Source organism: Streptomyces sp. NPDC086023 (assembly GCF_044540325.1).
Taxonomy (GTDB): Bacteria; Actinomycetota; Actinomycetes; order Streptomycetales; family Streptomycetaceae; genus Streptomyces.
The window spans coordinates 115,044-128,364 of the sequence record NZ_JBITRX010000007.1 but is presented as its reverse complement, the minus strand read 5'-3'; the positions used below and the strand labels follow the sequence as shown (position 1 = coordinate 128,364).

Below are 13,321 nucleotides of genomic sequence, written 5' to 3'. Positions count from 1 at the left end.
GGCCGTGCCGGGTCCGTCCGAGCGGTGATCGTTCGCCCGGTGGGCTGCCGTCCGGGTGGCCGGAAGACGCGCGGCCGCCGGACCGACGGGCGTGACCCCGCCCACCCCCGGTCCAGCGGACCGGCACCGGCCGGGCAGGCCGTGTGGCCGGCCCGGGACGGGACCCTGGCGGCAGCCGGGGAGGAACGGTGGAAGGGCGGGGTCGGGGAAGATCACGGCTTCCGCGGACCGGGTACGCACCCGTCCCGCCGGGCAACGGCAGCGCCCCGGCCCGGCGCGGCGGGCCGGACTCCCCCTGCGGCGGGGAACGGCGGGCGGGGACTGTCGGTGGCAGGGGACACAATGGGGGCGGCATGAAAGGACGGGCGCATGGGCGTATGGGATGACCTCGTGGGTCAGGAGCGCGTCACGGCGCAGCTGGAGGCGGCCGCGCGGGACGCCGACGCCCTGGTGACCGCCGCCGGGAGCGGTGCCCCCGCACCCACCGCCTCCAAGATGACGCACGCCTGGCTCTTCACCGGCCCGCCCGGATCCGGCCGGGCCGCCACCGCCCGTGCCTTCGCCGCCGCCCTCCAGTGCACCAGCCCGGACCGCGCGCTGGGCGCCGCACCCGGCTGCGGGTTCTGCGACGGCTGCCACACCACCATGGTCGGCACGCACGCGGACGTCTCCACGGTCGTCGCGGTCGGCAGCCAGATCCTGGTCGACGACATGCGGGACACGGTCCGCAAGTCCTACACCTCCCCGGCTACCGGCCGCTGGCAGGTGATCCTCGTCGAGGACGCCGAGCGGCTGAACGAGAAGTCGGCCAACGCCGTCCTCAAGGCCGTGGAGGAGCCCGCGCCCCGCACGGTCTGGCTGCTGTGCTCGCCCTCCGTGGAGGACGTGCTGCCCACCATCCGCTCCCGCTGCCGCCACCTCAACCTCAGCACGCCCCGCGTCGACGCGGTCGCCGACATGCTCGTGCGGCGGGACGGCGTCGAGCCGCCGGTCGCCCTGGCCGCCGCCCGGGCCACCCAGGGCCACGTCGACCGCGCCCGCCGGCTCGCCACCGACGAGGCGGCCCGCGAGCGCCGGGCCACGGTCCTGAAGCTGCCGCTCCGGGTGGACGACGTGGGCGCCTGCCTCAAGGCCGCCCAGCAGCTGGTGGACGCCGCCGCCGAGGACGCCAAGCAGGTGGCCGAGGAGGTCGACACCAAGGAGACCGAGGAGCTGCGCGCCGCGATGGGCGCCGCCGCCGGGACGGGCGGGCGGATGCCGCGCGGCACGGCCGGCGTCATGAAGGAGCTGGAGGAGAAGCAGAAGCGCCGCCGGACCCGCACCCAGCGCGACAGCCTCGACCTCGCCCTCACCGACCTGACCGGCTTCTACCGCGACGTCCTGGCCCTCCAGCTCGGCTCCGCCCTGCCGCTGGCCAACGAGGACGTACGGCAGGACCTGGAGCGCATCGCCCGGGCCTCGGGCCCCGAGCGGACGCTGCGCCGCATCGACGCGATCATCGCGTGCCGCGACGCCCTCGACCGGAACGTGGCGCCCCTGCTGGCGGTCGAGGCGATGACGATGGCCCTGCGCGCGGGCTGACCCCTGGCCCGGCGCCGACCGGCCCCCGCCGCCCCCGGCCCGGGGCCGACCGGCCCCCGCCGCCCCCGGCCCCGGGCCGCGGTGGCAGCCGCACCGGCCGGAGCCCGGCTGCCGAGTGGCCCGCATGACCGTGCTCGTCCGCGCCCGCTATCCCGGCCGGCCGGCCGGCCGCCGACGGCCCCGGTCCAGCCCGGGACCGGCCCCCGCCCCGGGGCGGCGCCTGGGACCGGGCCCTGTCCGTCCGCGCCCGCGGGCCCGGCCGGCCGCCGACGGTCCCGTCCCCCCGGGACCGCCCCCCGCGGGAGCGCCCCGGCACCGTCCCGCGTCCGGATTCACTCGTACGGGCCGGGAATCGGCCCCCGCAGGCCGTGCGGGCTACGCTCCGGGGATGGACACCAGGCGCGTGCTGCGTACCACCGGGACCGTGATCGCGGCGGCCGGACTGTTCCTGTCCGGCTGCACCACGGGCGGCTCCGCGCCGGGCGCCGCCGCCTCCGGGCCCGGCCGGGCGGCCACCACGGGCGCCGACCCCGCCGCCACCCCGGCCGCGCTCGCCCCGTACTACCGGCAGAAGCTGACGTGGCGGGCCTGCGGCGTCCCCGGCTTCGAGTGCGCCACCATGAAGGCCCCGCTGGACTACGCCCGCCCCGCCTCCCAGGGCGGCAAGGACATCGAGCTCGCGGTGGCCCGCAAGAAGGCGACCGGCCCCGGCAAGCGCCTCGGCTCCCTGCTGGTCAACCCCGGCGGCCCCGGCGGCTCCGCGATCGGCTACCTCCAGGCGTACGCGGGCATCGGCTACCCCGCCCCGGTCCGCGCCCGGTACGACATGGTCGCCGTCGACCCGCGCGGCGTGGCCCGCAGCGCGCCGGTCGAGTGCCTGACCGGCCCGGCCATGGACGCGTACACGCAGGTGGACCAGAGCCCGGACAGCCCGGCCGAGCAGGCGGCGCTGGTCGAGGCCTTCAAGAAGTTCGCGCAGGGCTGCGCGCAGCGCTCCGGCACCGTGTTGCCCCACGTGTCGACGGTAGAGGCCGCCCGCGACATGGACGTGCTGCGCGCCGTGCTCGGCGACGAGAAGCTGAACTACGTCGGCGCCTCCTACGGCACCTTCCTCGGCGCGACGTACGCCGACCTCTTCCCCTCCCGCGCCGGCCGCCTCGTCCTCGACGGCGCGATGGACCCGTCCCGGCCCGCGGTGGACCTCAACCGCGATCAGACGGAGGGCTTCGAGACGGCCTTCCGGTCCTTCGCGAAGGACTGCGCGGCCCAGCCGGACTGCCCTCTCGGGCAGGGAAACCCGGACGAGATGGGCCGTCGGCTCAAGGACTTCTTCCGCAAGCTCGACGCCCAGCCGGTCGGCACCGGCGAGCCCCGCACCCTCGGCGAGTCGCTCGCCACGACGGGCGTGATCGCCGCCATGTACGACGAGAGCGCCTGGCCGCAGCTGCGCCAGGCCATCACCGACGCCATGAACGGCGACGGCGCCGGACTGCTGGCGCTGGCCGACAGCTACTACGAGCGGGAGGCGGACGGCACCTACCAGAACCTGATGTTCGCGAACGCCGCCGTGAACTGCCTCGACCTCCCGCCCGCCTTCCGCGGCCCGCAGGACGTGCAGGCGGCCCTGCCCTCCTTCGAGAAGGCCTCGCCGGTCTTCGGCCCCGGCCTCGCCTGGGCCTCCCTGAACTGCGCGTACTGGCCCGTCAAGGCCACCGGCACCCCGCACCGCCTGGAGGCGAAGGGCGCCGCCCCGATCGTGGTCGTCGGCACGACGCGCGACCCGGCCACCCCCTACAAGTGGGCGCAGGCCCTGGCCGGCCAGCTCGACTCGGGCGTGCTGCTCACCTACGACGGGGACGGCCACACGGCGTACGGGCGCGGCAGCGACTGCATCGACAGCACGATCAACCGCTACCTCCTGGAAGGTGCCCCGCCCAAGGACGGCAAGCGCTGCTGACCGCCCGGACAGCCCTCCAGGCCACCTGGTGCGAGGCACCCCGGATAACCCTGTAGACTTGGCGCCGCTGCTGATGCGAATCTCCCTCCGGGGAAGTTTTCTTCGCAGCTTGCCGCCTTAGCTCAGTTGGCCAGAGCAACGCACTCGTAATGCGTAGGTCTCGGGTTCGAATCCCGAAGGCGGCTCAGAGAAAGGCCAGGTCAGACATCGTCTGACCTGGCCTTTTCTGTTGCCCGGCGCATGGTCGGCTCTGCGGCTGGGGTGCCGCAGGTTTGCGTGCGTGAGCGATGCGTGAGCGGGTCTCCGCCGAGGCTCGCCTCTGGGGCGCCGGGCGCTCGCCGCCGCCCGGCCGCTCGGCGTGGTGATCTCAGTTCGGTGCGGGGCCGCCGTTCACTCACAGTGTTGCTCTGGAAGGCGGTCACGTCGGCTGACCTTGCCCTCATATAAGAATGTTCCGGCTCTCATGCCCCATGAGGACGCAAGCATCAATAACTCCCTTGTTGTGCGAGCCGGTTGCGGTGACAGTGGGGTCATCCACCACGCCACTCTCGTCATCGGAGCATTGATGCGCCTCATCTGCTTCACGCCCCCAAGGGTGTGGCCGGGACATCAGTCGCCGGCACGGCCCCGTCTCCCAGCAGCTGTGCTCCACGGAGCGCAACGATGAGCGTCGGGGGAGTGGGCATTCCGCGGCTGCAGGACCTCACCTACATCGAGGTCGCCCTCGGCAATGTCGCACGGGGGGCGACATTCGAGCAGGTCCGTCGTGCCCTTGTCGATCGTGCCGCCGCGGCGGCACGGGACGGGGACACCGACGGCTCGTACTCCGCCAGGAAATGGGAGCTGACAAGGGCGGACACGAAGAAGCATGTCCACAACACCGTCGACGTCCTCAAGGAACTCATGCGGCTCGGCTGGGTCGAGAAGCACATCCTTCCCTCTGGGCCCAGCTCTGCCTACGCCCACGCCGATTCGGTGTTCACCCTCACCTCGGCGGGTGAGAGGTGGGCGGCGCTGGTCGCCAGCGACCGGCGTGCGGCGTACAACGCACTCACTGGTGTGCTGCTCTCCACGCATCCGCAGTTCGAGGGCTTCCTGCGTCTGCTGGGGGCCCGGCCGGACAGTAAGGCTGAGCATCTGACAATTCCGCTCCTCAGGTTCAGTACCTCCGGGTACCGGTCCAACGCGGCGTATCTCGACGCCTTCGTCGACTTCGCCACGGAGGCGGTGGCTCAGGGCGCGCTCGGTTGGGTTGCCTCGCCCGAGGCCATCAGCGAGGGTGTCCGCGGCTACGTCCGCCGGATCGAGGAACGGGCGCGTGCCAGGCAGAAGGAGCTCAGCCGGAAGCAGTTCGCCACCACTTGTGAGGAGGCCATGTCCCGGCTGGTGTTCAGTGCGGCTGGCTGTCCCCTGGACTACATCAGCCTTGAGCTGCTGCGCAGGTGGACGCGGTTCCTGGGGCTGGCCAACTTCAGCTACTACGCGCCGGGGCCGTCGGCGATGCGGCTCTGGTCCACTGCTCTGGTCACGGGGAGTGACGCTTCCGTCGAGATCAGGCGACGAGTCGGCAAAGAGGTACGCCGGGCCGCCCTGGACACCCTTTGGGCAGTCTGGCGCGAGCAGCGTTCCGACGCGGCCGGCGGCATGTACCTGCCGGTTTGGCAGCTCCGTGCGGCCGTCTGCTGGAAGCAGCGGATCAGCGACGACGAGTTCGACCGGGCGCTGCGCGAAGCCCTTGCTGGCGAGCACCCCGGACTCGGCCTGCGCATTCACCTCGATCAGGCATCGATGCGGGGCGCCCCCGCCTCGACCAAGCCCCTGATCATTCCCAGCGCGAGCGGGCTCCGGCGCGTGTTCAACGTCATCAGCGTTGCTCCGGAAGCCTCCGCCCGCCTCACCCCTTCGACCACCACCGAGGAGACCTGACCCAATGACCGCCTCCACCCGCAGTGCGGGCCCCGTCTGGCTGAAGAGGCAATGGGGGCTGCGCAACAACCCCTTCCCGACCACCGGCATCGCCCGCCTGGGCGGCGCCGACCTCCGCGAGAATGGACTGCTCTACGAGCCCGACGTAAACGCGGACAAACTCGAAGAGGCAGTCGAGAAGTTCGTGCTCGGGGCGGCCTTCTCCGGACTCCGGTTCGGCTACCTGTGGTCGACAGGAACCGGGCCGGGGGACTCAGACGCCCGCGGCTTCGGAAAGTCCGTGCTCATGCAGCACCTGACGGGCAGCCTCAACGAGGACTTCGGCCACGCCGCGTATCTGAGCTGCGGGCTCGACGAGGAGGACGCCGCCGAGGAGCCGATCTGCGGGCTGCTGACGAGTTTCGACACCGCCCAGATCCGGTCCCTGAGCGCCGCTCTCTTCACCGCCGTGGAGTACGCGACGGACTTTCGCGTGGACGACGCAGGCCCCACGCTCGTGCAGCGCCTGCGCGAGGCGCTCGTTGCCCGGACCGCGACCGACGATCCGCAGAGCCTGGCCAAGATCGTGGTCGAGCAGCATCGAGACCTGCGGGGCCGCACCCTGGGACCGCCGGACGACAAGCTCATCCTGGCCCTGTGCGACGCCGATCCGACGGTAGCCCAGGATTACCTGGACAAGGTCAAGCCCGCTTCGCGGACCCGGAACGGCGCCGTGTACCTCGCCACGTTCCTCCTCTTCGCGGCGGCCGCGGGCATGAAGCACGTCCTGCTGTGCTGTGACCAGCTGGAGGATCTTGCGAGCACCACCACGGCGAAGGCCAAGCGCGATCTCGAAACCGAACGCTTCCGCGACATCATCCTCGAAACGCTGCCGATGGCCGACATGCTCAGCATCGTCGTCACCATGCACCCCCGGGCGGCGCTCACCATCGGTACGGCCTGGGAACTGGCGGACCTGCCGACGTTCGAGGTCTCGGAGGCGAACAAGCACCGGATCGTCGTTCTGCCGGCGCTGCGCGACCTCGACTCGGCCGTCAAGCTCCTCTCCAAGTACCTCGCCGCCGCTCGCAAGAGCGACGACCGGCCGCGCGGCGACGTGTACCCGTTCACTATGGATGCGGTGGCGGCGCTGTTCAGCCGGTCTAACCGCAAGCCGCGTGACGTGCTGCGCAAGGCGCATGGTCTCATCGAGGCCGCGTCGGGGGACAACCTGGTAACCATCGGCGAGCAGGACGTTATGCGTTACCTGGACGCGGTGGGGCCGGACACCGACGAGGACATCGGCCCCGTCGTGACGGGACCGGTGTCCATGACCCTCGACTGGAGCGAGGGATGAGCCGGTTATGGCCGTGCCGTGGAGAGCCGACGTGACGACGGACGCCTGCCGGGTATGCGGAGACCGCCTGTCGCCCTGGGAGAAGAAGCGCTGCGGATGCGGCGGACCGCGCTGGGCCAGCCGTTTGGAGATCATGTACGCGATCGCCTGCTCGGTCCGTTCACCTCTCCACGTCCGCGACTTCGTCCGCCTTGCCCAGCTTGATTACGGATGTGAGATCGCAGTCCCGAGTGCCACCGCAGTGCTCGCACCCGACCAGCGCTTCTGCTGGGCCGGGCAGGGAACATACGGTCTGTACCGGCACGGCCCCTTGCCTGGTCCACGGAGTCTGGAGGGGGTGAGCCGGCTGGTTCTACTGGCGGCGGAAGAGCCCATGACAGTCGATGCGCTGGACTACTGCCTGAAGCAACTCGGATACCGGTACAACGTGGCCTCGCTGAAGAACGCAATCCGAATTTCCCGGTGGATCAAATGGCAGCAGGATGGCCGGTGGACGCATGATCGAGGAGACGCCGCCGAGGCTGAGCTGCGGAGGAATGTACCTGTGGCTCCTGCTGTCCCGAGCGAGGCATGGTCGGGCGTGCGCGATGTTCTGGCCGGGGATGTAAGGCACCTCATCACTCAGCGAGGGGAGAAACTGCGCAACCTTGGTGCTCCATACCGGTTCGGTCTCGACTGGGACGACGAAGCGTCAGGAGCGATGATGCTGACGTAGGCAAGGGTTTCGGGCCATCCCGAAAGCGGCTCGGGGAAGGCCAGGTCAAAGGCCATCTGGACCTGGCCTTTCTGTTGCTTGGGCGTGGCTGGGCGCACGGCTGCGCCGCCGCAGGCTTGTTTGCGTGAGCGGAGCGGCCGTCAGTCCTTCTTCGCGGCCTTCTTGGCCTTGGCCTTCTTCTTTTGCTTGGCCTTCGCCTTCTCGGCCTTCTTCGCCACCTTGGCAGCCTTGCGGGCCTGCTCGGCCTTGCGCTGGAGGGGAACCAGCTTGGCGGTGGCCTCGGCGGCGCTCTTGCCGACGTGGGGGAGCACGCTCTGGTAGATGTCGCGCGTGATCCGAGTGTCGCTGTGCCCGAGCGTGTCCGACACGATCTTGATGTCGATGTCGGCCGCCAGCATGAGCGTGGCCGCGCCGTGCCGGAGGTCGTGCAGCCGGATCGGCGGCAGCCCGGAGGCCGCGACGAGCCGCTCGAAGAGATCGGTCACCTTGCCCGGATGCAGCCAGGAGCCGTCCTCCTGGGTGAAGACGAGCCCGGTGTTCACCCAGGCCGACCCCCACTCCAAGCGGTCGGCTTCCTGCTGCTTGCGGTGCCGCTCCAGGACGCCGACAGTGTCGTCATCGAGCGCAACCACGCGGAAGCCGCTGTCCGTCTTCGGCTCGGACGCCTCGACCTCCCACCCGTCCTGGACGAGCTGCCCGGTCACGGTGAGGGAGTGCCGGTCGAGGTTGGTCTCCGACCAGGGCTGCCCGCACGCCTCTCCACGCCGCAGCCCGCGGAACGCGATCAGGTGCCACATCGCGTACAGACGGTCGCCAGCGACGAAGTCGAGGAAGGCACCGGTCTGTTCCGGTGTCCAGACCATCACCGGGGAGGGCTTCTCGCCGGTCTGTTCCCACTTGGCGACCCGCTCGTCCGTCCACACCAGTGCCTTCGGCTTGCGCACGGGATCGATTTCGACGTGGGCCGCCGGGTTGAACGTGATGATCTGCTGCCCGATCGCGTCGTTCAGGGACGCGCGGAGCGTGGCCTTCACATGCTGGCGCGTGGCAGGGCCGGTCACCCGTCGGAAGGCCGGCATCGCGTCAATCGCCTCCTTCAGCGCTTTCCGGCGAGCACGGTTCTCGGCCCCCTTCCACGGGATCGTCGCCAACTCCTCTACGGCCGCGCGCCGCTGAGCGTTCTGCTCCAGGACCTCCGCGTTGCCGTCGGCGATGGCCGTGAACATCTCGCTCAGGTGGCTGACACGCAGCCGGTCGAGACGCCGGTGCCCGATGTGCGGCTTGAGGTGCACGCGGATGTCGGTCTCGTACCGGCTGATGCCCGACTTCCGGATCCGCTTGCCCGCCAGCCACCGGTCCAGCCACTCGGCCACGGTCAGACTTCCGACGAGGTCCTGGCCGGCCTTGAGGCGTCGGCGGGTCTCCTCCACGTCGGGCAGGGGCAGCTTCTCGCCGCTGACCTCCGCCAGCATCTCGGCGACGAGCTGGATTCCTTCGGGGTCGTCGGCCTTGGCGAGCCCGAGGAGAGCGCGTACGTGGTCGAGGTCGGCCTGTGCCGCCTTGACGTTGGTGTACCCGCCACGGGCGAACGAACGCCGGCTGCCGTCCTCGCGGAAAGGCAGCTCCTGGCGTATGGAGTAGGTGCAGTGGTTCCTGCTGTTGCGCTTGGGGCAGGAAGTGCCGAGTTCCTTACCGGTCTTGGGGTCGCGGCAGGAGCAGCGACGGTAGGTGGAGCCCTTCAAACGGTCTTCCTTTCGTAGCCTTCGTCAGGGTCGACGTCGGTGAGCGTGGTCGGAAGGTCGGGCAAGATCCCGCCCTTCGTATAGATCTTCCTGCGCACATTGCGGAGCTGGTACTTGGCGCGTGCCGCCTGTTCAGCGAAGTCGGCCTGGGCGCGCAGGGCTTGAGCGCGTTCGGTGTCATCGGCAGCCTTCGCGGCGACCTCTCGCTGACGGGCCTCACCCTTGAGCGCGTTCAAGGCTTCGGCCAGGGCCGCGCGATGGGCGAGGTGGTCATGAAGCATCGAGTGGTTGCTCGGGCCAGCGGTGAATGTCTGGTCCAGGTCGGCGAACCAGCACATGGCTTCTCCGGGATCCACCAGGGAGGTGAGCGGGAGTTTCTGGACCACTTCCACGTACCCGACGGGGTAGATCAGGTGGATCGGATGCGTGTTCAGGGCCTTGGCCAGCACCATCACCTCGACCAACGGCAGCACCACCCGCCGCCCGGACTCCATGTTGGCGATGACGTTACGGGGGATCGGATACCCGATCTCCTCGCACCGGTCGGCCAGCTTCTGCGCGGTCCACTTCATCTCCTTCCTCCGCCGCCGGACTTCACGGGCCACGTCGGCCATGACCCGGTCGGCCCATTCGGGAACGTCGTCCTCATCTCCATCATCGAAACGAGTTTGTGTCATGGAGACACATTAGCTTTTTCACACTAGGTATTCGAGGCCAGGAGACGGACGCGAGGACGTGTTCGCCATGGGCTGTGAAGAGAGGAGCGCCGCGTGCGCGATATCGGGAACGTAGGCCAGGCGAAGGGGATGAGCCGGGAGGAGGTGCTGGCCCTGCCGGCGGCCATTGATCTGGACACCAGCAACCGGGCGCTGGGTCTGGGGCGAAGCAAGGGCTATGAGCTGGCCAAGCGGGGCGAGTACCCGTGCAAGGTCCTGCGGCTGGGCAAGGCGTACCGCGTGGTGACCGCGGACCTGGTGAACCTGCTGGGACTGGCCGCTTGAGGGCGAGAAAAGGTGGCAGACCATTCTGCGCGGAGCTGACACAGAAACGCTGGACTGTGCCAGGGGCCGAACGTACTGTTCGTCGTCGCCCGGCTCCTCCAAGGGCTCACGGAAAACGAGTGAGCCCCCGACGCGCCAACGTCGGAGGCCCCGGCAACATCCCCACCCGCGATCACACGGTCAACCCGAGTGGCCAGCACGCACGCGGCCACACGAGAAGGAGCTGCCCCTTGGAACCTACGACAGCCACGCCCCCTGGCGCACCCGCCAAGACGATTTGGCCTCCGGTCGCGATCCCCGGCCAGCCCGGTGCCCAACTGCACGACGCACAGGACGAGAACCTCGACTCGGCCGTCGAAGGCCCTGCTGAGGTGGCCGTGCCCCCGGCCGTGCCGTCGATCCCCGCGCCGGAAGGGGAGGCGATCCTGGACGAGCTGCGCGCCACGATCCGCCGGTACGTAGTGATGCCCAGTGAGGAGGCCCTGGCCGCCGCCACGCTGTGGGCGGCGGCCACCCACCTCCAGACGGTGTGGCAGCACGCCCCGCGCCTGGCGGTGGTCGGACCGGCGAGGCGGTGCGGGAAGTCGCGGCTGCTGGAGGTGCTGATCGAGGCGGTCCACGACCCGCTGATCACGGTCAACGCCTCCGCGGCAGCGATCTTCCGCTCGATCAGCGAGGGCAACCCGCCCACGCTGCTGGTGGACGAGGTCGACACGATCTTCGGGTCGGCGAAGGTCGCGGAGAAGAACGAGGAGATGCGCGGCCTGCTCAACGCGGGACATCAGCGCAACCGCCCCACCCTGCGCGTCTCGGGCCCGAACCACGACGTCCAGAAGTTCTCCACCTTCGCCATGGCCGCCCTGGCCGGCATCGGTGACCTGCCCGACACGATCATGGACCGGTCCGTGGTCATCCGCATGCGCCGCCGCGCCAGCGGCGAGAAGGTCGCCTCCTGGCGCTACGGCCGCGACGACCTGAAGGTCAGGGCACTGCGCGAGCGGCTGGCGGCCTGGCTGGCCAGCGTCCGCGACGAGGCCATCGCGCTGGAGCCCAAGCTCCCGGTCGACGACCGCGCCGCCGACACCTGGGAGCCGCTGATCAGCGTCGCCGACCTCGCGGGCGGACGCTGGCCGATGATCGCCCGTACGGCGTGCAAGGCCATGACGGACTACGAGTCCGGCCGGGACCAGGACGGCGGACTGAAGATCCGCATCCTGACCGACATCCGGAAAGCCTTCGCCAGCGTGGGCAATCCGCCCGCGCTGCGGACCACCCACTTGCTGGACCTCCTCAACGCCGACCCAGAGGCACCGTGGTCCGAGCACAGCCCCAAGGGGCTCACCGCGCGCGGCCTGCAGATCCTGCTCGACGACTACGGCATCGGCTCGGGCAACCGCCGCTTCCCCGACGGCAACCAGGCCAAGGGTTTCACCCCTGCGCAGTTCACCGACGCCTGGACCCGGTACTGCCCGCCGGAGAATCCCGTCGCAGAGGCCCTGCCCACCACCGGCGCCTGACCCTCCACGTCTCGTCCCACTCGTCCCCGCGCAGGTCAGCTCGGGGACGGGTGGGGGAGGCGCAACGAGTCGACTCGACATCACCGGCCTGCTGACCTGGTGAAACCTGCCGTCCAAGGCGTGCAACCGCCCGCAAAGCGGCCCCCAAGACGCGCGAGTCGGCACCCGTACCAACTCGTACTCCACTCGTCTCACCGACCGCCCGGCACGCGGTATCGGACGGGCGCAACGAGTCGACCCGACATCAGCCGAGCACTCGTACCTGCCCTGACCAGCGACAGGACGAGTGGGACGAGTCCCCACCCTCCACAGCCACCCAGTCCGGTGGCCACACCTCAGCCCTTGGAGTGCACCCGCTTGACCACACCCGCCCCCACGCACAAAACCGTCCGGGCCGAGCGGTACGTCCTGGCCGCCGCCGGATTCGTGATCGTCGCTCTGACCGCCGCAGGCTTCTGGCTCTCGTACGCCCACCTGGCCGAGGTCGCCGGACGCCACGGCCTGGGCAACGCCCCAGAACGCCAGTGGGCATGGCCCGCCACCCTCGACGCGTTCATCGTCTCCGGCGAGCTCCTGATGCTCCGCGCCAGCCTGCGCCGGGTGACCGACTGGTGGGCGATCGCCCTGACTGCCACCGGCTCCCTCGGTTCCATCGCCCTGAACGTGGCCGGCGTCTACGGCACACGCGGCACCACCCAGGTCCCGCTCCTGGACTACGTGATCGCCGCCATCCCCCCAGCCGCCGCCCTCATGGCCTTCGGTGCCCTGATGCGGCAGATCCACCAGCACGTCGCCGAACCCGCAGCCCCACGTCCCCCGGACGACCGTCATTCCCCTGAGACGATCGCTGCCCAGCTGCCGTACGACGCTGGGCAAGCCTTCGGACGTCAGCCTGCACCCACGGGCGAGGAGCCGGAGGATTCCGGTGACAACGGCGTTGAGCCCGCCGCTGAGTCGCACCCGGAAGACGGTCCCCGCAAGGTCGCCCTGCCCGCCGTCCCCTCCCGGAAGGTCGGCCGACCGACAACCGGTGACGTGGAGGACTTCCTACCGATTGTCGAGAAGCTGGACGGGAAGCCGACGCTGAAGCAGATGCGGGAGGCCATCGAGGGCGCAGGCCACTCGATCAGCAACGAGCGCCTGGGGAAGGTGAAGAAGGCGCTCGTGGACCTCCGCAGGCAGCAGGCTCTCACCGGAGCCGCGCCCGGACACTGACCGATATTCACCGCAGGTCAACGCCGGTAAGGCCGGACGGGGACCGTGGCTGCCTGACGGCCACGGTCCCCGGCGATCACCGAAGAGCCTCCGTCCCCACACCACCGTCCCGGTCCCCAGACCGCGATTCGTACTCCACGGTCCCCTGCACCGGGCCAGCCACCCGTCGTATTCCGGGGACCGCCGGACTTCCGGTCATCTCCTCGCTGACCGCGCGCCGCAACTTGTGCCAACGCCGCTGGCGCCCGCCTGCCGGCCTCGCCTGTCCCCGCACATGCCAGCCACCCCCACACCGGAGAACCGCCCTGTGACGCTTGACCCGAACGACCCC

General features: G+C 70.3%; 10 protein-coding genes and 1 tRNA gene. 9 read left to right on the top strand and 2 right to left on the bottom strand.

Going from position 1 to position 13,321, the window contains the following annotated elements:
• Positions 1–369 precede the first annotated feature (369 nt).
• The 6 genes from ACIF6F_RS16200 (at position 370) to ACIF6F_RS16175 (ending at position 7,515) form a co-directional block, all read left to right on the top strand.
• Complete coding sequence (locus ACIF6F_RS16200) at positions 370–1,581, top strand: DNA polymerase III subunit delta' (protein WP_399946839.1); 1,212 nt, start codon at positions 370–372, stop codon at positions 1,579–1,581.
• A 388-nt stretch (positions 1,582–1,969) separates the two neighbouring features.
• The gene (locus ACIF6F_RS16195; protein WP_399946836.1) at positions 1,970–3,538 is read left to right on the top strand and encodes an alpha/beta hydrolase; all 1,569 of its coding nucleotides are present in this window, start codon (positions 1,970–1,972) and stop codon (positions 3,536–3,538) included.
• 111 nt (positions 3,539–3,649) lie between these two features.
• Positions 3,650–3,723: transfer RNA gene (locus tag ACIF6F_RS16190), tRNA-Thr, on the top strand.
• Between the two features lie 478 nt (positions 3,724–4,201).
• Positions 4,202–5,464: a hypothetical protein gene (locus tag ACIF6F_RS16185; RefSeq protein ID WP_399946833.1), complete on the top strand. Its 1,263-nt coding sequence runs from the start codon at positions 4,202–4,204 to the stop codon at positions 5,462–5,464.
• Between the two features lie 4 nt (positions 5,465–5,468).
• Positions 5,469–6,800: a hypothetical protein gene (locus ACIF6F_RS16180; protein ID WP_399946831.1), complete on the top strand. Its 1,332-nt coding sequence runs from the start codon at positions 5,469–5,471 to the stop codon at positions 6,798–6,800.
• A 31-nt stretch (positions 6,801–6,831) separates the two neighbouring features.
• Positions 6,832–7,515 carry a hypothetical protein gene (locus tag ACIF6F_RS16175; RefSeq protein WP_399946828.1) on the top strand — a complete coding sequence of 228 codons (684 nt, stop codon included), beginning with the start codon at positions 6,832–6,834 and terminating at the stop codon, positions 7,513–7,515.
• Positions 7,516–7,655: 140 nt separating this feature from the next.
• Here ACIF6F_RS16175 and ACIF6F_RS16170 read toward each other — a convergent pair whose 3' ends face one another.
• Complete coding sequence (locus tag ACIF6F_RS16170; protein WP_399946825.1) at positions 7,656–9,257, bottom strand: tyrosine-type recombinase/integrase; 1,602 nt, start codon at positions 9,255–9,257, stop codon at positions 7,656–7,658.
• Positions 9,254–9,934: a helix-turn-helix domain-containing protein gene (locus tag ACIF6F_RS16165; RefSeq protein ID WP_399946822.1), complete on the bottom strand. Its 681-nt coding sequence runs from the start codon at positions 9,932–9,934 to the stop codon at positions 9,254–9,256. Before ACIF6F_RS16165 ends, ACIF6F_RS16170 begins: the two co-directional genes overlap by 4 nt.
• Positions 9,935–10,063: 129 nt before the next feature.
• Here ACIF6F_RS16165 and ACIF6F_RS16160 point away from each other — a divergent pair, with 129 nt between their 5' ends.
• The 3 genes from ACIF6F_RS16160 to ACIF6F_RS16150 all read left to right on the top strand — a co-directional run bounded on the left by ACIF6F_RS16160 (position 10,064) and on the right by ACIF6F_RS16150 (position 12,990).
• Positions 10,064–10,258, top strand: coding sequence for a hypothetical protein (locus tag ACIF6F_RS16160; RefSeq protein ID WP_399947256.1), 195 nt, complete (start codon positions 10,064–10,066; stop codon positions 10,256–10,258).
• A gap of 230 nt (positions 10,259–10,488) precedes the next feature.
• Positions 10,489–11,775, top strand: a complete 1,287-nt coding sequence (locus ACIF6F_RS16155; protein WP_399946820.1) for a DUF3631 domain-containing protein — start codon at positions 10,489–10,491, stop codon at positions 11,773–11,775.
• A gap of 357 nt (positions 11,776–12,132) precedes the next feature.
• Complete coding sequence (locus ACIF6F_RS16150; protein WP_399946818.1) at positions 12,133–12,990, top strand: DUF2637 domain-containing protein; 858 nt, start codon at positions 12,133–12,135, stop codon at positions 12,988–12,990.
• Positions 12,991–13,321: the final 331 nt, after the last annotated feature.

Bases quoted from the DNA above. Each gene is read 5' to 3' on its own strand.
- ACIF6F_RS16200 (WP_399946839.1), top strand. From the start codon at position 370: ATGGGCGTATGGGATGACCTCGTGGGTCAGGAGCGCGTCACGGCGCAG.
- ACIF6F_RS16195 (WP_399946836.1), top strand. From the start codon at position 1,970: ATGGACACCAGGCGCGTGCTGCGTACCACCGGGACCGTGATCGCGGCG.
- ACIF6F_RS16185 (WP_399946833.1), top strand. From the start codon at position 4,202: ATGAGCGTCGGGGGAGTGGGCATTCCGCGGCTGCAGGACCTCACCTAC.
- ACIF6F_RS16180 (WP_399946831.1), top strand. From the start codon at position 5,469: ATGACCGCCTCCACCCGCAGTGCGGGCCCCGTCTGGCTGAAGAGGCAA.
- ACIF6F_RS16165 (WP_399946822.1), bottom strand. From the start codon at position 9,934: ATGACACAAACTCGTTTCGATGATGGAGATGAGGACGACGTTCCCGAA.
- ACIF6F_RS16160 (WP_399947256.1), top strand. From the start codon at position 10,064: ATGAGCCGGGAGGAGGTGCTGGCCCTGCCGGCGGCCATTGATCTGGAC.